The organism is Microcoleus sp. T3_D1, assembly GCF_036700405.1.
Lineage (GTDB): Bacteria > Cyanobacteriota > Cyanobacteriia > Cyanobacteriales > Microcoleaceae > Microcoleus.
Map to the genome: position 1 here is coordinate 315301 of NZ_JAUBOV010000001.1, position 21748 is coordinate 337048.

21 protein-coding genes and 1 riboswitch are annotated in these 21748 nt (G+C 46.7%); of the genes, 10 read left to right on the forward strand and 11 right to left on the reverse strand.

The features are described 5' to 3' along the window. Positions 1-284 precede the first annotated feature (284 nt). Positions 285-926, reverse strand: coding sequence for an urea amidolyase associated protein UAAP2 (locus tag QT992_RS01310; protein ID WP_333336160.1), 642 nt, complete (start codon positions 924-926; stop codon positions 285-287). A gap of 77 nt (positions 927-1003) precedes the next feature. Then, on the reverse strand, positions 1004-1735 hold the full coding sequence (locus QT992_RS01315) for an urea amidolyase associated protein UAAP1 (protein ID WP_333336157.1): 732 nt from the start codon (positions 1733-1735) through the stop codon (positions 1004-1006). Between the two features lie 130 nt (positions 1736-1865). On the opposite strand from QT992_RS01315, the gene QT992_RS01320 reads away from it, so the two are divergent. Continuing rightward, entirely contained in the window at positions 1866-2009 is a 144-nt protein-coding gene (locus QT992_RS01320; protein WP_333318730.1) for a hypothetical protein, read from the forward strand. A 93-nt stretch (positions 2010-2102) separates the two neighbouring features. On the opposite strand, the gene QT992_RS01325 is transcribed toward QT992_RS01320, so the two are convergent. The 3 genes from QT992_RS01325 to QT992_RS01335 all read right to left on the reverse strand — a co-directional run bounded on the left by QT992_RS01325 (position 2103) and on the right by QT992_RS01335 (position 5063). After that, positions 2103-2879: an ABC transporter ATP-binding protein gene (locus QT992_RS01325; protein WP_015175425.1), complete on the reverse strand. Its 777-nt coding sequence runs from the start codon at positions 2877-2879 to the stop codon at positions 2103-2105. 156 nt (positions 2880-3035) lie between these two features. Beyond that, entirely contained in the window at positions 3036-3887 is an 852-nt protein-coding gene (locus QT992_RS01330) for an ABC transporter permease (RefSeq protein WP_333336154.1), read from the reverse strand. A gap of 108 nt (positions 3888-3995) precedes the next feature. Beyond that, positions 3996-5063, reverse strand: coding sequence for an ABC transporter substrate-binding protein (locus QT992_RS01335; protein ID WP_333336150.1), 1068 nt, complete (start codon positions 5061-5063; stop codon positions 3996-3998). Between the two features lie 144 nt (positions 5064-5207). Next, a riboswitch (guanidine-I (ykkC/yxkD leader) is annotated at positions 5208-5358 on the reverse strand. 710 nt (positions 5359-6068) lie between these two features. On the opposite strand from QT992_RS01335, the gene atzF reads away from it, so the two are divergent. The 6 genes from atzF (at position 6069) to QT992_RS01365 (ending at position 13080) form a co-directional block, all read left to right on the forward strand. Beyond that, positions 6069-7883 (forward strand): allophanate hydrolase, encoded by a 1815-nt coding sequence (gene atzF, locus QT992_RS01340; RefSeq protein ID WP_333336147.1) that lies wholly within the window; start codon positions 6069-6071, stop codon positions 7881-7883. A gap of 40 nt (positions 7884-7923) precedes the next feature. Beyond that, complete coding sequence (locus tag QT992_RS01345; protein ID WP_333336144.1) at positions 7924-8694, forward strand: calcium-binding protein; 771 nt, start codon at positions 7924-7926, stop codon at positions 8692-8694. A 293-nt stretch (positions 8695-8987) separates the two neighbouring features. Further along, entirely contained in the window at positions 8988-9914 is a 927-nt protein-coding gene (gene truB / locus QT992_RS01350) for a tRNA pseudouridine(55) synthase TruB (protein WP_333336140.1), read from the forward strand. 149 nt (positions 9915-10063) lie between these two features. After that, on the forward strand, positions 10064-10294 hold the full coding sequence (gene yidD / locus QT992_RS01355; RefSeq protein ID WP_333315091.1) for a membrane protein insertion efficiency factor YidD: 231 nt from the start codon (positions 10064-10066) through the stop codon (positions 10292-10294). Positions 10295-10510: 216 nt separating this feature from the next. Further along, complete coding sequence (locus QT992_RS01360; protein WP_333336137.1) at positions 10511-11725, forward strand: response regulator; 1215 nt, start codon at positions 10511-10513, stop codon at positions 11723-11725. A gap of 368 nt (positions 11726-12093) precedes the next feature. Then, complete coding sequence (locus QT992_RS01365; RefSeq protein WP_333315094.1) at positions 12094-13080, forward strand: glycosyltransferase; 987 nt, start codon at positions 12094-12096, stop codon at positions 13078-13080. 136 nt (positions 13081-13216) lie between these two features. Here the strand turns inward: QT992_RS01365 and QT992_RS01370 are convergent, their stop codons facing one another. The 3 genes from QT992_RS01370 to QT992_RS01380 all read right to left on the reverse strand — a co-directional run bounded on the left by QT992_RS01370 (position 13217) and on the right by QT992_RS01380 (position 14691). Then, the gene (locus QT992_RS01370; RefSeq protein ID WP_333288921.1) at positions 13217-13789 is read right to left on the reverse strand and encodes a Uma2 family endonuclease; all 573 of its coding nucleotides are present in this window, start codon (positions 13787-13789) and stop codon (positions 13217-13219) included. A gap of 8 nt (positions 13790-13797) precedes the next feature. Beyond that, positions 13798-14127, reverse strand: a complete 330-nt coding sequence (locus QT992_RS01375) for an iron-sulfur cluster assembly accessory protein (RefSeq protein WP_333070615.1) — start codon at positions 14125-14127, stop codon at positions 13798-13800. Positions 14128-14271: 144 nt separating this feature from the next. Further along, on the reverse strand, positions 14272-14691 hold the full coding sequence (locus tag QT992_RS01380; protein WP_190693399.1) for a phosphomannose isomerase type II C-terminal cupin domain: 420 nt from the start codon (positions 14689-14691) through the stop codon (positions 14272-14274). Between the two features lie 694 nt (positions 14692-15385). Between QT992_RS01380 and QT992_RS01385 the strand changes: the two genes are divergently transcribed. Continuing rightward, complete coding sequence (locus tag QT992_RS01385; protein WP_333336133.1) at positions 15386-16507, forward strand: hypothetical protein; 1122 nt, start codon at positions 15386-15388, stop codon at positions 16505-16507. 163 nt (positions 16508-16670) lie between these two features. Here the strand turns inward: QT992_RS01385 and QT992_RS01390 are convergent, their stop codons facing one another. Next, positions 16671-16982: a class I SAM-dependent methyltransferase gene (locus QT992_RS01390; protein WP_333336130.1), complete on the reverse strand. Its 312-nt coding sequence runs from the start codon at positions 16980-16982 to the stop codon at positions 16671-16673. A gap of 278 nt (positions 16983-17260) precedes the next feature. Between QT992_RS01390 and hemH the strand changes: the two genes are divergently transcribed. Then, positions 17261-18424 (forward strand): ferrochelatase, encoded by a 1164-nt coding sequence (gene hemH, locus QT992_RS01395; RefSeq protein ID WP_333315099.1) that lies wholly within the window; start codon positions 17261-17263, stop codon positions 18422-18424. Positions 18425-18771: 347 nt separating this feature from the next. Here the strand turns inward: hemH and QT992_RS01400 are convergent, their stop codons facing one another. Next, positions 18772-19383: a DUF4126 domain-containing protein gene (locus QT992_RS01400; RefSeq protein WP_333315100.1), complete on the reverse strand. Its 612-nt coding sequence runs from the start codon at positions 19381-19383 to the stop codon at positions 18772-18774. 426 nt (positions 19384-19809) lie between these two features. Between QT992_RS01400 and QT992_RS01405 the strand changes: the two genes are divergently transcribed. Beyond that, positions 19810-21096 (forward strand): Glu/Leu/Phe/Val dehydrogenase, encoded by a 1287-nt coding sequence (locus QT992_RS01405; protein WP_333305422.1) that lies wholly within the window; start codon positions 19810-19812, stop codon positions 21094-21096. 451 nt (positions 21097-21547) lie between these two features. On the opposite strand, the gene QT992_RS01410 is transcribed toward QT992_RS01405, so the two are convergent. Continuing rightward, positions 21548-21748: a helix-turn-helix transcriptional regulator gene (locus QT992_RS01410; protein ID WP_333287255.1), complete on the reverse strand. Its 201-nt coding sequence runs from the start codon at positions 21746-21748 to the stop codon at positions 21548-21550.

Here is a 21748-nt window from a genome sequence, read left to right on the forward strand (position 1 = left end):
CTAGTTACATCTTGTACTAGCCTGAAGAACAGGCAAGATGCCTGTTCCACAAACATTAATTTTTGTTGTGGGGTGGGCTTCTAGCCCGCCCTAAAACTATCCTGAAGAACAGGCAAGATGCCTGTTCCACAAACATTAATTTTTGTTGTGGGGTGGGCTTCTAGCCCGCCCTAAAACTATCCTGAAGAACAGGCAAGATGCCTGTTCCACAAACATTAATTTTTGTTGTGGGGTGGGCTTCTAGCCCGCCCTAAAAAGATTGCGGAGGCAGTACCCACGCTATTTTACACCGCATCCCAAACAATCAACTGAATCGGCGTAGGATTGTAAGCATTGCAAGGATTGTTCATTTGCGGGCAGTTAGAAATAGCAACCAGCGCGTTCATTTCGGCTCGCAAATCAACTGTGCTTCCCGGATCGGAGATGCCGTCAACAATTTCAAGCGTGCCATCTTCGCTAACCGGAACATTCATAAAGAAATTGATATTACTGACTAAATCTCGCTTGCCCAAACCGTAGGGAAGAATTGCGGCGAGAAAATTTTCAACACAGGCGTGCTGGTATTTTTTATCTAGCCCAAACCGCACCGAATTGCTTTCGCAGCTACAGGCGCCGCCGGAGGTATCGTGTCGCCCGCAGGAGTCAGCAATTATGGTCATAATGGCTCGCCCTTCATTGGAAAGGAGTTGGCTGTTTGTAGTGACAAAGATGTTGCCTTGATTGACGATCGTATCGGGGGCGCTGTAGCGTTCGGAAGGGTCATCGGCATTGTAAACTAAAAAATCTACTGCTTGATTTCCGCCTAAATCTACAATCCGAAGAATCTGTCCTTTTTTGATGACGCGAGACCAGGGATGTCTGGCGGGTAAAACTTCGTTATAAATTGCTGTTTTTGGATCGAGGATTTGTTGGGTAGTTGCAGTCATGGTTCACTTTTTGTGATGGAATTGCAGAAATTTTTACCGCCGATTGATGCGGACAAAGTTGAGTTGTGGAATCGACTCTATTGCACGAACAAAGCATCAGTGTTGATGAAGCCGCGCACGGCTTCCGGGTTGGCGGTGCGGCACAAGTCGTCTGGTGCGGGTGCGGGGGTTTTCACAATTTGAATTTGGATGGGTTTTGGATCGTAAGTTGAACCCGGATGCAGGATGTGGGGGCAGTTAGAGATAATGGTCAATACGTTCATTTCTGCTCGCAAATCGATAAAACTACCCGGTTTTTCGCAGCCTTCGCGAAACTCCATCGTGCCGTCTGGTTTGACGGCAATGCGAGTAAATAAGTTGAGGTTGGGCATGATATCTTTTTTGCCCAATCCCCACCGACTTAGGGCTTTGAGGAAGTTGTCGCGGGAGTTTTTCCAGTCTCCTTCGCCGTATTTTTTGGCATTGCTAATGGCGTTGCTGCATCCTCCTAGCAAATCGTGACAGCCGGAGGTGTCTTGGGTGATGGAAAATAGGATGCGTCCCATGTCTGTGTAGATCGCCATGCCTTGTTTGAGAAAGGCGTTGAATTGAATTTTGGCGGTGTCTGCTGCGTTGAAACGTTCGATCGCATTGTCGGCGTTGTAGCACAGCATGGAAACGCCGCGAGAGCCTTCTAAATCGGTGATTCGCAGGGTGTTTCCGCGCTTGATGACTCCCGACCAGTACGCGCCGCCCGGTACGGTTTCTTCGATTAATACGAGGCTTGAATCGATTTGTGAGTTTGGGTCGATCGATGATAGTTGCACCATAAGTTCCTCTTGATGTATTTGGGGGGTCAGCGAAATAAAACAATAGTATTTTGTAGTGGCAAAACTCACCCTCTCCCAAAGTAATATTTATTTCCACTGATATCTTGCACCATTCTCAAGAACGGGCAAGATGCCCGTTCCACAAAACTCCATTTTATTGGGGAACGGGCATCTTGCCCGCACCATTCTCAAGAACGGGCAAGATGCCCGTTCCACAAAACTCAATTTTATTGTTGTGGAACGGGCATCTTGCCCGTTCCTAATAGGTAATTGAGAATGGTGCAAGATGTTAAGTTTCCACTTACTTAGGTTGGCAGTTAAACTCTTGGCGCGGGTGCAAAAAGTGCAACTACAAACCTATTTCTATTTAAGCCGCCATTGCAACTGCTTCCTGTCCGTGTTTCCGCATCAAATCCATGAGTTCGTCGCGGTAATCGTGGAATTTGGCGTGACGTTTAACGCTGGGAGTGCGATCGGGCAAATTAATCGACATTTCCTTTCTCACTGTACCGGGACGAGCGCCCAAAGCATAAATCCGATTGGAAAGAAACACCGCTTCTTCGACATCGTGGGTAATCATAAAGATTGTAATCTGAGTGCGGCGCCACAAATCGAGCATAAATTCGTGCATCGATTCTTTAGTGTGGATATCCAATGCGCCGAAAGGTTCATCCATTAATAACACTTTAGGTTCAGAAGCGAGGGCGCGGGCGATCGCGACCCGCTGTTTCATCCCGCCCGACAATTCCTTCGGCAGCGACGAAGCAAACTGCGTCAATCCTACCACACTCAAATAATAGCTCGCTTGTTCGCGCCGCTTTTTCTTGGAAACGCCTTGAAGTTTAAGGCCAAACTCGGCATTTTCCTGCACGTTCATCCAAGGATAAAGAGTGTAATGCTGAAATACCATACCTCGATCCGGCCCAGGCGAAACAACTTCCTTGCCATCAATTTTTACTTCCCCTGTTGTCGGCTTGTCCAATCCCGCAATCTGCCTCAAAAGAGTAGATTTGCCCGAACCCGATGCGCCTACCGCGCAGATAAATTCGCCTTGCTTGATGCTCATATTGATGTCCTTGAGGACAACTAATTTACCGTTTTTCGTTTCAAAGTTTTTGTGCAGGTTGTTGATTTGCAGAAACATGAGTTTATCCTCTGTAATGTAAGTAAAAAATTGATTTTTTCTTTCCCAAAATTGGTAAATTTTAGGACTAACAACGATATCTAGCGTGGGTTTCAATTTTATTTTACACCACTGCCTTCTTCCTTCTTCCTTCTTCCTTCTTCCTTCAACATCTGCTTACTGTTTCTGACTTGACCATTTACAAGAAACCCGCAGCAGATATTGAAAAAGCAAGTCAAAAGTCAGTCCGATCGCCCCAATGACAATCAGCCCCACAAAAATTTCATCGGTTCGGAGAAATCGACCTGCGACGCTGATCCGGCGACCTAAGCCTTCGGTTGCCGCAATCAATTCCGAGACGATTACCAATTGCCAAGCCGCAGCTAGGTTGATGCGGCTAGCATCAAGAATTCCCGGCAAAACGTGGGGAAAAATAACTTGAGTTAGGATTTCCCAGCGATTCCCACCTAACATATAAGTAGATTCTATCAAGTCTTTTGGAACAAACTTGACTGTATCCATTACCATCAGCGAATTGAAGAAAAAGACGCCGATAAATATTAGCGTTATTTTGGGTTCTTCGCCGATTCCCAAGTAGAGAATTAGCAGGGGAATGAACGCTGGTGCGGGCATATATCGCATCAAGCCGAACATTGGTTCCAGCAAGGCGCGAATACTGGCAAAACTGCCCATCAGCACGCCAATTGGTATGGAAAAAACCAAGGCGAACAGAAAGCCCACTCCCACCCGCCACAAACTCGCTACTGTGTCTTTCAAAAGTTCGCGAGTGTTCCACAGCCGGCCAAATGCTTCTAAAACTTTGCCGGGGGAAGGCAAAAATTTGGGGTCTACGTTGGCGAAGGTTGTTACTAGCCACCACAGCAGCAGCGGCAGTGCGATCGATGTTACCGTTAACCCAATATTGAGGGGTTGTGGTATCTCTTCCGCAATCCGCCAGAAAACGGTGGGATTTAGGCTTTTTTGCTTGAGGTGGGATTGGATCGATCGGCGTTCGGGATTTGGTGGCATGATTTAATTGCAGAACAGTTGAGCGAGTAATTTGAGTAGCTTTTTGGTATATTAAAAAATAAGAGTGTTGAAAGTTTTTTGTGTCTGCAAAATCGTAAATTCTGCCTTTTAGCTTTTACCTTCCGAATAAGCTTTTATAAAACGATCGTCAAATAATCGGCTGATATCTGGTTGGGTTTTTGCTAAATTTACATCGACGAGAAATTTAGTCATTTCGCCCGCCGCAAACTGCAATGATGTCATGTCATTTCCCGGTTGAAAGGCTTTCAAGTTTTCCTCGATCGTAAATATCTTAGTGCCGTTTTCATATTCTTTGTATTCCTCAACGCTAACTCCGGCGCGGTTGGCGAGAATCTCGTAAGATTTCTCTTTATTTGATTTCATGTATTCCAATGTTGCAAACCATGAATTGACCACGGCTTGCACTCGATCGGGGTGTTCGCCGATAAACTTTCGGGTGAATACCAAATGGTCGGAAATCGCCCCCGGAAAATCTTTGGAACTAAACAGTTCCTTGCTGTTCGATCGTTTTAATGCCTGCGTGGTAAACGGCGCAAATACTGCCACCGCATCGACTTGCCCTCCTACGAAAGCTGCCGCAGCTTTGCCTGTTTCCAGCGGTATAAATTGAATATCTTGCACTGATAAACCTGCTCTTCTCAGCCCTAACAGCAATAGAAAGTGATCGACTGTACCTTCCTCGGCTGCAACTTTTTTACCTTTTAAATCGGCAAGGGAATTGATGCCTTCGGCGACAATCACTTTGTCATTTCCCGTCGAGTTGTCGTTGACTAAAACAATTACTTGGTCAGCACCGCCCGATATAGAGTTTACTGTATCGCCGAGGGTTTGGCTGTTAGCATCTATCTGTCCTGCTGTGAGGGTGCTGATCGATTCTAAGTAGCCGTCAAACCATTTTAAGTCTACAGCAACATTGTTAGCTTCAAATATCTTTTGCTCTTTGGCAATTTGCCAAGGAAACCAGCCGGGCCACGCGCTGAATCCGAGGCGAACTGCGTTAGCATTTACTGAAGAAGTTGCTTCGCTTTCTGTGGTGGTTTTGATATAAATTGCCGGGTTGACGCAGCCGACAGCGAAAAACAAGCTGATGAAAAATATGGCGCAGTAGGATAAGGGCGATCGCATTCTTTTGGGGGAGCAATATCGGATATTCATAGCATATTCTGGTTGCTGGTTAGAGGTGAATATGTCGATCGAGCTTTTGCACCTTCTTTGGCTTCCTTAGCTTCCGCAAACCCCCTTGATATACAAGGATAAAGCCCGAGAGCTAACGAACCGAGTCTTGATGACCGATCGCGTTTCTCCCGGGCTTTTATCCCGCCGTGTAACTGGCTAGTGTTTCCCTAAAATTAAATCTGGGGAGAACCAGTCTGCTTCTCTCGGACCAGCACTTGAAATTTCTAAGCTGAGTTAGAAACAGATTCAAATCGGAACCCTAGAAGCGGTTAAATTTTTCGTTTTTTGTCTGTATACAGCACTTTTCAGGTAAGGTACCTAGCCATTGTAGGGACACTCCAAAAGCCAATTGGTTTCAACTTTCCACGTTAAACCCGTAGTCCGACAGGGGTTGAAACCCCTGTCTCAAAGCTAAAGTCCTCGCTATGAGGACTAAGAAAAATTTTAAACTCATTAGTCCTCATAGCGAGGACTTTAGCTATTAGACAGGGAATTCATTCCCTGGCGGACTCAGGGAGTTATCCGAGACTGTTGATTACTGCAATTCACTTACCTTTTTTAAAGGTAAGCATACTGTAGCGTGCAATTTTACTAGATTGCTACGTTTCAAACCGTAACAGCAAACTTGATGATAAAATGTGTAAAATGTTACAAAAAACGGTTTTTCTCGAATTTGTAAAATTAAATTTTTTGGGATATTAAACAGGGCGATGGGAAATCGCGAAGTTTAGTTGCACAAAAAGACGAAACCCGCAAGGTCAGAGTTGAATATTTCTCAAGAAATACTTCGATCGCCATAGACTGTATGCGATTATGGGCGGGGGCGGGTTTATGAGATTGTCGATTATGGGCAATTATTGTTGGTGAACCCGCCCCTACAAAATTTAACATCATACAAGTCCGAATCTCTCCAGAAATGATATGAAGTCAAATCTTCAATCTAAAATCTAAAATCTAAAATCTAAAATCGACTGACCGTGCATTATGGAAAAATTTAACTACAGCAACAGTCTCGACATTCATTCGCTGCTCGATCGCTACCGCACAGGCTCGATCGCGCCCGCAGATGCGATCGCCAGCGTGTACGATCGGATCGAACGCTATGCAGATCCGGCAGTATGGATTTATTTAGCACCGCAGGCGGAAACCCTCGAACGCGCCAAAGCCTTGGAAAACCTAGACCCGCAACAATTGCCACTCTACGGAATACCTTTTGCGATCAAAGATAATCTCGATTGGGCGGGCGTTCCCACTACGGCGGGATGTCCTGCGTTTGCTCGCACTCCAGCGCGATCGTCCGCAGTCGTAGAGCGCCTGTGCGCGGCAGGTGCGATCGCGATCGGCAAAACAAACATGGATCAGTTTGCCACAGGATTAGTGGGAACCCGCACGCCCTATGGAGTTTGTCGCAATCCGTTCGATCGGCGCTACATTCCGGGCGGCTCGAGTTCCGGTTCCGCCGCAGCAGTCTCCGCCGGATTGGTGAGTTTTGCTCTGGGTACCGATACCGCAGGCTCGGGGCGGGTTCCCGCTGCTTTTACCAACATTGTCGGGCTGAAGCCAAGTTGCGGCTCGATCGGCACTCGCGGCCTGTTACCGGCAGTGCGATCGCTCGATTGCGTTTCTGTGTTCGCTCTCACCTGTGCGGATGCGGCCTCGGTGCTGCAAGTAGCCAGCGGTTTTGACGCTGAGGATGCGTTTTCTCGTCGCCCTGAAACCAAAGTTTTGCCGGATTTATCCCGCTTGCGGGTGGGAGTTCCCGTCCAAGGCGAACTCGAATTTTTCGGGAATGCAGAAGCCGAACAGCGCTACCGAGAGGCGATCGTGCGCTTGCAATCTTTGGGCTGCACGATCGCACCTATTGACTTCAAACCCTTTGCGGATGCTGCCGAACTGCTTTACGGCGGGCCTTGGGTAGCAGAAAGGTTGGCCGCGATCGGCGATTTCCTCGACGCGCACCCAGATGCGATCGATCCGATCGTCTACCAAATTATCAGCGGCGGCAAACGCTACGATGCCGTCTCTGCTTACCGCGCGTCGTACCGATTGGCAGAGCTCCGCAAGCTTGCTGAAATTCAGTGGCAGTCAATGGATGTGTTAGCGGTGCCGACGACAGGTACGATTTATACTGTCGCAGAAGTTGCAGCCGAGCCGATCGCGCTCAACACCAATCTCGGCCGCTACACGAACTTTGCGAATTTGCTCGATTTGTGCGCGATCGCAGTTCCCAGCGGCTTTCAAAGCAGCGGATTGCCCGCAGGATTGACACTGATGGCTCCTGCGTGGCACGATCTATCGCTCTGCCGCCTGGGCTCTGCTTTCCACGCTAGCTTGGGGGGAACTTTGGGCGCAACCGGTCTGCCGCTGCCAACCGTCCCGGAACCCGCCAGCGCCGCCAAATCTTCCTCAGAAGAACGAGTCAAAATAGCCGTGGTTGGCGCTCATTTGAGCGGTGAGCCGCTGAATTATCAACTAATCGAGCTCGGAGGTATTTTGGTTCGCGCCTGCCGTACCAGCCCGATTTACAAGCTGTACGCTTTGACGGGTACTGCTCTGGGCAAGCCGGGATTGGTGCGTCAGATAGAGGGCGGTAGCGCGATCGAGGTGGAAGTTTGGGAGTTGTCGATCGCGGCTTTCGGCGGATTTGTCGCTAAAATTCCCTCGCCCTTGGGAATTGGTACGCTGGTGTTGGAGGACGGTTCCACGGTGCAGGGCTTTTTGTGCGAACCTTATGCTGTGGCGGATGCGATCGATATTTCTCATCTCGGCGGTTGGCGAGCTTATAACTTCCGCTTTTAAGTTAAGTTAGAATGGCAAATTTCTACCCATCTTCAGAATCATGCCACCAGCAGTGCCAATTCGACCAATTCCCGTCACAACCCCAACCCCCAGCGGCGGTACCAGTCCCGGAGGGGCACCTGGCGGTACCAGTCCCGGAGGGGCACCTGGCGGCACTCGCGGCACCAGCGGCCCCGACTCCCTCAGAGGTACTGCGGGGGCTAACTTGATATTTGGTTTGGGTGGCCCTGACAGCATTTTGGGCTTAGCCGGAGACGATTCCCTCTACGGTGGCGACGGCGATGACTCACTGCTGGGCGACGTTGGCAATGATTTGCTGTTCGGCGGTGCAGGCCGCGACAGCGTTTTGGGCGGCGCCGGCGGCGATACTTTCTACGGCGGCAAAGGTTCTGACTCAATGCTGGGCGACGAGGGTAATGATTTGCTGTTTGGCAACCAAGACACCGATACTTTGTTGGGAGGCGCGGGCGATGACTCGCTTTTTGGGGGTGCCGGCGATGACTCGCTGTTTGGTGGCATCGGCAATGACTGTTTATCGGGCGATCGCGGCCGAGATACTTTAACTGGTGGCGCCGGGAATGATACTTTTGCGATCGGGCGTTTGGCAGACGGGGATGTGATTACAGATTTTACTGATGGTACGGATCAAATTCGCTTGGCTGCCGGCCTTACTTTTGCCGAACTCACCATTTCCGCTGGGGCCGGAACTTCGCCGAGTACAATTATTCAGCTTACAAACACCAAGGAAACTCTCGCTACTTTATTCGGAGTTTCCCGCGCTTCTATCACTCAGGCGGACTTTATTTTTTAATTGGGAATTGTTGACGGTTGACTGTTGACGGTTGACGGTTGACTGTTGACTGTTGACTGTTGACTGTTGACTGATACAAAATCCGGGTTGGCTAACCATTTTATGAGACTCGGTGCTTGAAACCGCTTTTGACCTCAAACTACACAAACGAAGTCTGCCTTCGCAGACTAAGATAGAGAAAGTTATTTAAGCAGGATTTGGTATGACAAATAACCAATAATAAATAACAAATAACAACTGACTAATGACTACTGACTACTGACTCATCACTACTGACTACTGACTACTGACTAATGACTACTGACGGTTTTCTCAATCTCAACAAACCTGCCGGCATGACTTCTCACGACTGCGTGGGGCGAGTGCGCCGGCTATTGAAACTCAAGCGAGTCGGACACGGAGGAACCCTCGATCCTGCTGTGACGGGCGTTTTGCCGATCGCCCTGGGCAAAGCAACCAGACTGCTGCAATTTCTCCAACACAATAAAGCTTACCGAGGCACGATTCGATTTGGCTTAACTACTGCTACTGACGATTTAGAAGGAGAAATTATCCATTCTCGACCGGTGCGGGAGTTGAGTTTGGAAAAAGTGCAAGCTGCACTCCCAAAATTCCTAGGAAAAATCGAGCAATTTCCGCCGAGTTTTAGTGCGGTTCAGGTGGGAGGAAAACGCCTTTATGAGTTAGCTAGAAAAGGCGAAACTGTGGAAGTTGCTGCTAGGAATGTCGAGGTTTTTCGGCTGGAAATCTTGGATTGGCGGCCGGGGGATTTTCCTGAATTGGATTTGTCGATCGCCTGCGGGGCGGGTACTTACATTCGGGCCATCGCGCGGGATTTGGGTGCACTGTTGAATGCAGGCGGTACTTTGGCTTGTTTGACTCGCACCGAAAGTAGCGGTTTTTCGATCGAGGAAAGTCTCAGTTTTGAAGAATTGGAACTGCAATTGCAGGAGAATAAATTCTGCCCGATTTTGCCATCGGCGGTTTTGGGACATTTAGGGGCGATCGTCCTTTCCCCTGAATATACCAAACGCTGGTTTCAAGGACAGCGCCTCCCGATTCCCGAAACGCCGATCGGATCGGAGGAGGAAAGTAGCAACCCAATACCCCAACCTCCCTATCCCTTGCAGGTTTACGATCGAGACGGTAATTTTTTAGGTATCGGTCAAGTAGCGAACTCAGAGACAAGTACCATATTATCTCCTCAAATTGTGCTTTAAGTATCTAAAATAAAAATGAAAATAGGTATAATTGGTACAGGAAAAGTTGGCGGAACTCTAACCGCTGGGAATCCCCTAGATTCACCTAGCTTACAGCGGTACCGGACGAGATTGGCCTATTAATCTAATCAATCGCTGAGGTAAAAGTTGTGAAAATATTGCTGCTAGGATTAATCCGAGGCTACAAAATGGGGATTTCTCCTTACCTGCCTAACGCCTGTAGGTTTCAACCAACTTGTTCGCAATACGCGATCGAAGCAATAGAAAGATTTGGGCCGGCCCGCGGCAGCTCGTTGGCAGTTAAGCGGATTTTGCGATGTCATCCTTTTCATCCAGGGGGTTACGATCCAGTACCTCCCACAGAGAGCGAGGGCGATTAGTTATTAGTCAAAAATAGTATTTTAGTTATTAGTTAATAGTGCAAATAGGCGTTGCATCCTCATGGCTAAAACTACCGAGGGGAATCACTCCCTACGAAGGTTAAATTCGCACAATTAGTGGTGTTTTTTAACCCAAATTCAGTAATATTACTGTTATCTTTCAAAACTCAGCAGCTCTATAATGGTACAAACAGAGTACAGGGGATGCGAGTTGATATGTCTGCTACCGCAATCGGATACAAAATGTTGTCCCATACTCTGGCTGTACTCAGCCAGAAACAAGCAACGGGGAAACTGGTGTTAGAGCAAGGGGAACAACAGTGGCAACTTTACTTTTTTCGGGGTAGTTTGGTTTATGGCACAGGAGGATCGCACAGAGCGAGGCGCTGGTACAGGGCGATCGGGCAACACTGTCGAAACTTTCAAGTGGATCTCAGAGACCTCGATGCTGGAGAACTGTGGGAATATCAACTGCTTCAGCGAGGGATAGCAGCCAGCGAAATGAGTCTGGAACAAGCTAGGGCGATCGTCCACACCAGCCTTTCGGAAGTGTTATTTGCTCTGATCGGTCAATCGGGTTTGCGCCGGGAGTGGCGTCCGTCCCAGAAATATTTTTCTACAATTACCTCTTCTTTGCTGCTGTCTTTAACAGAAGTAGAGAAAGTTCTGTGTTGTACAGAAGAAATTTGGCAGAAGTGGAAAGCAATGGGTTTGTGGCTGGTAGATCCAGAACAAGCACCGCTTTTAAAAGCGTCGGCCCATTTACAGGAAAATCGATTTAGTTCTAATTCTTTGATCGCATTAGCTAACGTATTCAACGGCGAGAATACTCTTTGGGATATTGCATTTAAGAAAAAGCAGTGCGTGACAGTGGCAACTCGCGCTTTAGTTAATTACATCAAGCAGGGTTTAGTAAATTTCCGAACAGTCCCAGACTTGCCGTCGCCTATAGAACAGTGGCGCCTTGCCGCGGCGATCGCAGGGCCGGGTCGCCCTTTGATTGCTTGTATCGATGACAGTCCCACAGTATGCGAATTTTTAGAGCAAATTTTATTGCCGGCGGGGTATCGAGTCCTAAAAATTCAAGACCCCATGCAGGGAGTGGGCATCATCTCCAAACAGAAGCCTGCTTTAATTTTTATGGACGTGGTGATGCCGAAGACAAGTGGCTTTGCTTTGTGCAATTTTTTGCGAAAAACATCGGCTTTTCGGGAAACTCCGATCGTGTTTTTGACCGGTCAAGACAGTATAATTGACCGCACGCGAGCGAAATTGACAGGTGCTTCCGATTTTTTGAGCAAGCCGCCCAATCCCGAACAGGTTTTACAAATAGCTGACAAGTATTTGAAGGTAAAAGGCGATCGCCACCCTTCAGCAATTCGCCCCCAAGATTTACTCCATTCACGACAACTTACCCTGGCCAATTCTTGAACCCAAATTATGCTGATAAACCGTCATTTATCGGGTGTGTGAGCCTCCGGGGCACCCGATAAGTATTGTAAAATAAAGACGCCACCGGATTTTACCAATAAATCTTCTAGGGGCTGTTGCATGGTTTTTCTTGATTTCCAAGCCCTGATTTCCGTAAACTTGCCCAGCGCCTATTGATTCTAATACCAGTTGCAACCAGTTCAAAAAAAGACTGCAACTGTAGGCAACTTCCAAGCCAGACGCTCATCAGTCATTTCCAGTTTTTTAATCTAAAATCTAAAATCTAAAATCTAAAATCTAAAATCTAAAATCTAAAATCTAAAATCTAAAATCTAAAATGGTATAATCCCTAAAACTTGATATTAATTATGAGCGATCGCACCCCGCAGGTGAGCGTAGTAATTCCGGCTTACAACTGTGCTGCTTACGTCGGCCAAGCCGTAGATAGCGTTCTGCACCAAACCTATGCTAACTGGGAAATTATTGTCGTAGACGACGGCTCCCGCGACGATACCAAGTTAGTTTTAGAGAAATATGGCGATCGAATTCGCTACATTTACCAACAAAATCAAGGAGTTTCGATCGCCAGAAATCACGGCATCGAGCTAGCGCGAGGAGAATTTATCGCCTTTCTCGATGCTGACGACTACTTTTTTCCCGACAAATTAGCAGCACAAATGGCTGTATTTGCAGCGAAACCACATCTAGGAATCGTCCACAGCGGTTGGCGTCTAGTTAATAGTATAGGCGAACCGCTAAAAGATGTCAAACCCTGGCAAAATGTTCCTAAATTAGACTTAGAAATGTGGCTGCGGTGGAAACCCGTGTTACCCAGCGCGATGGTATTTCGCCGTCAGTGGTTAGAGCGCGCCGGCGGATTTGATCCTCGATTTCCCCCGGCGGAAGATACAGATTTAGTGCTGCGTTTAGCCTTAATGGGATGCGAAGCAGAGTGGTTGCAACAAGTAACTGTTTGCTACCGCCAGCACGAACAAAGCGCCATGTACAAAGGTTTACCCCAGGCTAAATCCCTCGCCGCAGTGATGGACAATTTTTTTGCCCGCCCCGAGTTGCCGGATAAAATACGTTTGTTGGAAAAGCACATCAAGTACAGTACCTTAGTTTGGATTGCTTGGTATTTGTACCGCACCGGTCATTCTGTTGAGATGATAGAGTTTTTGCAGCGTTCTTGGAATTATACGCCTTATTTGCCTGTGGAAACAGTAATTAATTGGGCGGAAGCTTTCGCCGAGTTTTCCCAGGATGCGGGAAATGAATTCGATGCAGATTTATTAGCTCAATCTCCAGAGTGGCAGCAGTTAATGCAGTGGACTATTCTCGGTACACCAGCTTGATTGAAAGCTTTTCCATTGCACTGATATCGTTTACGGTTGCATAGGAATTATTTAACCGCAGAGAGCGCAGAGGACACAGAGGAAGAGAAGAGAGGCTTTTCGCATTTCTGGCTATGTAAAACCTGCATAAACTTTATTAGGCTTCAGTTTGAGTTTCTGCTTCAGTAAAAATTGGCGGCCACAGTTCAGCAATTGGCAATTCCCAACCAGGGAAAAGTTCGGGGACAGTCAAAATATCTTGATTTCCTAACACAATTGGTTCACCTTCCTGACGATAAACTGTTACAGTTTCTTCATCTGGATCGATCAAAATTCCTACTTGCGCTCCGAGTTCTAGGAAATTATGAATCTTTTTTTCTAGCGGTTTAATGCGATCGCTCTGTGATTTAATTTCTACTACCAAGTCGGGGACTAATTCTCCAAAATAACGGGGACTTTGCCTGAGACGTGCGGCTCGGACAAAAGAAACATCAGGTGCTGTAAGGTTAGCATCAGGTAAAATAAAGCCGCCTGCGGAGTCAAAAACTCGACCCAAACGGCGGGGATTCACCCAAACGAAGAGAAAGGCACTCAAGCGAATGCCAATTTCACTAGATACAATGTCTGACGGGCCCACAATGATAATCTTCCCGCTTTCTAGTTCAACTTGATAGTCTTGACCGGCTTCTTTGAAGGTTTTTTGGACTTTTTCTAAGTCTTTGAGTGTCATCATATTGATTATTCCTTAGCCGAAAAGGAGTTGCCGCAGCTACAGCTTTGGGCGGCATTGGGATTGTGAAATCGGAAACCTCCGCCCATCAAGTCTTCTGAATAATCCAAGGTCAGCTCATTGAGATATTTTAAGTGCTGGGGGTCGATCGCAACGGAAATTCCCTCCGACTCGCACACAGCGTCTTCTGGGGCTGGCGCATCGTCAAATGCCATTGTATAAGACAAACCGGAGCAGCCACTCGATTCCACGCCCAGACGAAATAAAGCATTGGGGTTCGGATGCTTCGACTTGAGGCGCGTTACTTCTGTTGCTGCTGTTTTGCTCAGATGAATCATTATGAGTAATTGGTAACTTGTAATTGGTAATTTGGAAGTAATGTTGAGTTTTGAAAATGTAGAGTGCGCCTAGCCTTGCACCTTACCCGGAGAATGTAGGGTGCGCCGCAGCGCACCTTACCCCTATATCTTTAGCAACTTGAGTTACTTAGCCTTTTCATTACGAGCATAATCGTCTTGAAAGCGGATAATATCATCTTCTCCGAGATATTCGCCATTCTGCACCTCAATTAAAACCAGGGGGATAACTCCCGGATTTTCCAGGCGGTGAGAAGTGCACTGAGGAACGTAGGTAGACTGATTGGTAAACAGAACTTGTTCAGTTTCGCCACAAGTAACTTTTGCAGTACCAGAAACCACAATCCAGTGTTCGCTGCGGTGGTGGTGCATTTGCAGGCTGAGGCGGTGTCCCGACTTAACTTCGATCCGCTTAATTTTATATCCTGGGCCTTCTTCTAGAGTCGTAAATGAGCCCCAAGGCCGCAATTCTGTAGCGGCTATTCCGTTGGGTGCAGCAGGTGCGTGCAGGGTAGATACTTGAGAAATTTCTTGAATCTGAACCATGATTTTCACTCCTTGAGGATTGCTTGCGGAATCCTGTGGTAAACGACGTTGTTTTTTGAGATTAACTAATCTATAGTTAAAACCGAAGCCCACCTGCGGGGACTGGTTAGCCGACTGTAGAGTTTTGCAAGAGTTGTGCTCAGCCCGATCGACTTGCCTTAACAACCATAGCAAAACCAACATAGCTGTTGTCACCCAGTATTGGCTCGATCGCCCCAATCTACATCAAATCTTCATAGAAAGGGGGCTGGTTCTTGAATATTGATTAAAGTTGACAGTACCGGCGGCTTTGACATCTAACTGCCGATCGCAATTATCGATTTTAGCTGATATCTCCCACCATTGTCAGTAACAGGCTTTTCGGCCTGTTCCACAAAATATAAATTTTATTGTGGAACAGGCCGAAAAGCCTGTTCCCAAACAAGTAATTGAGAATGGTGCAACATATGAGTTTTAGCCAATCAGGGCAAAAGGTCGATCGGTCTTTTGCCCTTGTTTTGAGTATTTTAGCTTAGGGAGGGGGCGGAGGTTGGGCGATACCCTACCGCAACGGGCCCGCAGGCGCGTTGGGGATAGCTTCCCTCGCGCAGACATTTCAATTGCCGACAACCCAAGAGAATCTATTAAGATATATAAGACTTGTGCAAATCTTGCCAGTTCAAGGGCGCAAGTCATGACTCTACTGGAGCTTCTCATGTTAGCCGAGCTAATCTCAGCCAGACGAATACTCAAGACCAAACTCCTCGACTTCTTAGGACTTCCCGAAAATTGCCAAGACCAAACCGATCATCTCGTCAACCGAATTGTATCCCTGCTGGAAGCAAATCCAGCCGAACAAGAAAGATTTTGGGAGACATTCAAAAGTGAATTAGCCGTCGATCCGGTAGAATTAGAAACAATACTCAAGTGTTCGCCAGCAGAACGCCAGCAGTGGATTGAACAAGACAAACTCCCTATTTTAGAATACCGCTCTTTCCGCAAATCAGGAATCCATCTAGAATATCCCGTTCACGACAGAAGATTCATCTTAAGTCTAACGCCAACCGATATTAATAATTGGCGCAAAGAACCCAAAGGGCTGATTAAAAATAATCGCGAAATACCCACCCCAATCAATACAGAAAAGCCTGAAGAAAACCAACAATCACGACTAGCTTTTAGTTCCGAGTGGGAAAAAATAATTGCCGACTGGAAAGAACAAGGTTCGGCGGAAATTTCAGCAACCTTCCAGCTTGCTTACTGGACTGTTTGGGCGTCGCGCTGGGCCAAAGAAAATCAGCTCAACAGCTTTAAAGCAATTAAATATAAGGAAGTCTACGAAACTCACCAGCAGGAATGGTATCAGCGAAAAAATCAAGCAGTCAAGTTACTGATTGAAATGCCCTACGCCATGCTTTACTTCTACCGTCCGGCGGATTCTGACAAATTATATCTCGAACTGTGCGACGACCACCAGGAAATGATGAAAGATGGCTACTTTTGGGATAAGTGGGATTTTTTCTATCAGAACCGCAAACTTGTAAATAAGTGCCGCGAATGTGTGTACTGCGAAACCAAAGATTATTACTCCCTTTACTACCTAGAAATCAAGAGCGACAAGTTTCCCGATTTTAGTTTTTCTTTCCACACGCCGTACCCAATCGGCAGAAAATTTTTGCCGCATCCAGAAACGCTACCTTATGTAGACCACGTAGAACAGGACGGCATTTTTCGCTTTGGCCGCCCGCTGCTGGAACAAGAGAAAGCTATTCACACAGAAAAGGATGTATTGCTCAAGTTTGAGGCGGCTTTGGCAGAAGCGAAAAAGTTTGTTTAGTCATTAGTCATTAGTCATTAGTCATTAGTCATTAGTCATTAGTCATTAGTCATGAAGAATTAGCGATGAGTAGACATTCTTGATTTTAAAAGTAAGAAGTCAGCAGTTATTAGTCACTAATTGGCGGGTTCCTTACTAATGACTAATGACTGCTGACTAATGACTAATAACTGCTGACTAATGACTTTTGAACTTGGATTACTTCAATGCTGCCGCCAGCATAAAGTTTGGGTTGTGGAGTTACTTCGGAATTGTACGATCGCCATCCCCCCTCTATCAACAAACTCCCCAAGTCAGTTTCAGTCTCCAACAACCACAAAAATACAGCCAACCCTGGCCTAAATACCGAATTTGTGGGTCGATGAATATCTACCAAAATGAATAGACCACCGGGCTTAAGCACGCGGTATACTTCCTGAAAGATTTGTCGCCATTGCGCCCATTGCATTTCGTGCATCGCAACGCTGCTGTGCACTCCTGTCAAACTGACAGTCGGCAAAATCTTCTAAATAATAATTGGCTGATGGTACATTTTTCGTGGGCCGTTGTGACCCAAACGAGGATGGCCGCCTACGCTCAAAGCAGCCAGAGGTGCGATCGCAATCCTAGAGACACTGATACCGATAACTTAAATCTCTAAAAATTGTTGCTATAGTCAAAATTATGTATACCTTGCTATCGACTTAAGATATTATTAAATTATATGATAAAGATAAGTAACAGAACTGAGACGATGGGAGAGCTGTAACCGCTATGGGTCGTGTGGGAGTATTGCTATTAAACTTGGGCGGGCCAGATCAAATCGAGGATGTCCGTCCTTTCCTGTTCAACTTGTTTGCTGACCCGGAAATCATTCGCATTCCGTTTCCGTGGATGCAAAAACCGCTCGCCTGGTTGATTTCGACCCTGCGCTTTCAAAAATCCCAGGAAAACTACCGCCAAATCGGTGGCGGCTCTCCTTTGCGGCGAATTACCGAGGAACAAGCCCTAGCCCTGCAAGAACGATTGCAGTCCAAGGGACAAGATGCTCGAGTATACGTGGGGATGCGCTACTGGCATCCTTTTACCGAAGAGGCGATCGCCAAAATTAAGCGCGATCGCATCGAACATTTGACAATTTTGCCGCTGTATCCTCAATTTTCCATCAGCACCAGCGGTTCTAGCTTCCGGCAGCTAGAAGAAATGTGGGGCAAAGATCCTGCCCTCAAGGATATACAATATACCGCGATTCCTTCTTGGTATCAGCGGCCTGGTTACATTCAGGCAATGTCGGAATTGATAGCCCAACAACTAGACCACAATCCGAATCCCGATCGCGTGCACATCTTTTTCAGCGCCCACGGCGTCCCCCTCAGCTATGTAGAAGAGGCGGGAGACCCCTATCAGCGCGAGATTGAAGATTGCACTCGGCTGATTATGGAACATTTGGATCGATCGAACGAACACACTCTAGCTTATCAAAGTCGGGTTGGCCCGGTGGAATGGCTCAAGCCTTACACCGAAGACGCCATTACCGAATTGGCAGAAAATGGAGTCCAAGATTTGTTGGTAGTTCCGATTAGTTTCGTTTCCGAACACATCGAGACTCTGCAAGAAATTGACATGGAGTATCGAGAATTAGCAGAAGAATCGGGGATTAAAAATTTCTACCGAGTGCCCGCACTGAATACTCATCCGGTGTTTATTGAAGCCTTGGCTGATTTAGTCATCGAGTCGATCGAATCTCCCAGCGTTAAATTCTCCGATGTTATACGCCCTTCCAAAAAAGTGAAAATGTACCCTCAAGAGCAGTGGGAGTGGGGTTTGACCACTGGGGCGGAAGTCTGGAACGGTCGTGTGGCGATGATTGGTTTTGTGGCACTATTGCTGGAGTTAATTACGGGTCAGGGCCCGCTACACTCGATCGGATTGCTTTAAACTCAAATGTTGCACCATTCTCAATAAGCTTTTTATGAACAGGCTTTTCGGCCTGTTCCACAAAGAGTGAATTTTCTTGTGGAACAGGCCGAAAAGCCTGTTAAGCGAGAATGGTGCAATATCTCAGTTTAAATTGACAGTTGACAGTTGACAGTTGACAATTGACTGTTGACTGTTGACCGTTGTTACAAATGCCTGATGATATCAAATCCGTTGCGATCGGAATTATTCATCTCTCTCTTCTCTTCCTCAGCGCCCTCTGCGCCCTCTGCGGTTAAATCAATCCGAAACAACCGTAAACGATATGACTAATCACCAATAACTAATCACCAATAACTAATCACTAATTAATCAGGATCGCGCTTGCGACGGCGGGGATTTCCCCTATCGCCCGGTATTCCCTGACTTCGGTACCATCGATACCACTCTTTAGAACTGCGGATTGCCAGCCACAGCAGGATCATAGCCACTAATCCTCCCTGCCGCGGGGCGTCAAAGGCAAACAAAACCAAGGAAATGCACAGAACATCTTGGAGGAAAATCACCCAAATCGGCAAACCCTGCAGCCGGTAAAACCATCCTGCTTGTACCAGTTGCAGCACTAAAGCCAACAAACCTCCGACAATACCAATTATCCAAAGCATCCAAGGGTGAGCAATAATTTCCTCGATCGAACTTACCTGAGCGATCGCAATTCCCATAATTGCTCCTACAATGGGACTGAAAATAATTTGCACAATTTGCAGTACCCGCTGTCCCACAAAGGTTTTAGAAGCAAATAACTCTAACAGCGACCAACTCACCAAGATGGTGATAGCCACTTGGGGGGGAACCCCCGACAATAGAGGTATTTCCGACCAAAGTTTGTCAATCCGCAACAAACCAATTAACAGCAGGGGCAGGGCAATTCTCATACCCCCTGCCGCAGACGCAGAGAGTGCGGCTAGGAGTCCAACCATAATAATAATTCAGTTTCTAACGTCAGCTAAAGCCTCGATCTATTTCAGAATTTAATTCCCCTGATGGCTGCCAGTGATTTGAGCGATCGAACTCAAATTGCTGCTTGAGCTTAAATATCACCCTCTATTGTAAGTGTATCTGCTTAATAGCTGCTTGGCACTGCTCGAAAAGTCGATCGACACAAGGCAGTTTGTGAACAGTTGACCGTTGACAGTTGACAGAATTCAACCTGGATTGTGATTAAATTAAAATGTATAGGAAAACCAGTAGCTCAGCCGAGATACTTAAAATTAAGATGTCAGCTATTCTTCCTTCTTCCCTCTGACTTCAAAATCTGACGGACACTAAATAATTAATCCGTGTATCCGTGTCAAAATCCGTGTCGTGCTTTCCTTATTCCCTCGAACCTCTTCCTTAGTCTTATTATGTCTGAATCATTATTTGCCGATGCCAGCCGCCGATTAGAACGAGCCTTAAAATATGTGTCCCTTTCCGAGGATACGATCGAACGGCTGAAACACCCCAAATCCAGTTTAATTGTATCGATACCCGTGCGGATGGACGACGGTTCCCTGCGAATTTTCCAAGGTTATCGGGTGCGCTACGACAATACCAGAGGCCCGTCTAAAGGAGGAGTGCGGTATCATCCGGGAGTATCCCTTGATGAAGTGCAATCCTTAGCATTTTGGATGACTTTTAAATGTGCAGTTTTGAACTTGCCTTTTGGAGGGGCCAAGGGCGGAATTACTCTCAATCCCAAGGAATTGTCCAAACTGGAATTGGAACGCTTGAGCCGAGGCTATGTCGATGCGATCGCAGATTTCATCGGCCCCGATGTGGATATTCCCGCGCCGGATGTCTACACCAACCCCATGATTATGGGTTGGATGATGGATCAATACAATATTATTAAGCGGCAGCTTTCTCCAGCGGTGGTGACTGGTAAACCAGTGACAATTGGTGGCAGCTTGGGCAGAGATACGGCAACAGCAATGGGTGCTTTTTTTGTAGTACAAACTCTTCTACCCAAATTTGAGCTAAATCCTCAAGATACAACTGTAGCAGTACAAGGTTTTGGTAATGCAGGTGCAGAAATAGCAGAACTGCTCTGGAAAGCCGGTTACAAAGTTGTTGCTGTCAGCGATTCCCAAGGGGGAATTTATGCTAAACAAGGGCTGGACATCCCCAGTATTCGAGGTTTTAAAGACTCTAACAAAGGTATCAAAGCTCTTTACTGTGAAGGTTCTGTTTGCAATATTATCGAACACGAAATCTTGACAAATGAGCAACTTTTAGCATTAGATGTAGACGTGCTGGTTCCAGCAGCTTTGGAGAATCAAATAACAGAAGCCAATGTTAATGATGTTAAGGCTAAGTTTATTTTTGAAGTAGCTAACGGGCCGATTGATTCTGCTGCTGATTTGATTTTAGAAGCGAGGGGAATTCAGGTAATTCCTGATATTTTAGTCAATGCCGGAGGCGTAACTGTTAGTTATTTTGAGTGGGTGCAAAACCGCAGCGGACTTTATTGGACGCTGGAGGAAGTCAATCAGCGGTTGAAGCATAAAATGGTTGAAGAAACTGAGGCAATTTGGAAAAAATCTCAGGAATTGTCAGTTTCCATGAGAACTGCTGCTTACGTGTACGGGTTAAATCGACTCGGAGAAGCGATGAATGCGAAGGGAACGCGGGATTATTATGTGAACGGTTGAGAAAAGTGCGGTAAGATTGCCCGATCGCACAATCTTACCGCAGTAATTCGATAAGAGCGCAGTCTACGAACCGACTTGGCAAAACTTGGCTTTGAATTGGGGAATTTTAGGTTTGCACGCCGCCGTTTATTTGACCGCAACATTGATGCTTTAAAAGACGAAAGATGTTTTTAAATAGAGATTTTACATAGAGAGAAATGTGTTAATTTCTAGGAACTACCTAATTGTACAACACCCGCAGTTATGATGTAGGGGCAACCACCGGAGGAGCGCCCACACCATATCCGGAGGTCATGCGTAAGTCCGGATCTTGCACTTTTCTCAATCAATCGCCGCTGCACAATAGTGGCATTCTTTTTTAAGAGGGGAAGAGAAGAGACGATCGCACTTTTTGATTAGATATGGAATAGGTGCGATCGCAGTTACTTTTGCTATTGCCTAGTTTCCTTGGTTAATCTACCAAATCGTCTAAGGAAAGCTTCAGGAGGTCGCACAATGCTTTCGTCTGTTCGAGATACAGCTTTGGAATATGTCTACCCGCTTCCCAATTTTTCACAGTGGTTACACTCACGCCCAATTCATCCGCAACTTGCTGCTGCGTCAAAGAAAGCGATTGGCGTCGCTGTTTGAGTTTTTCCCCCACACTACTCAT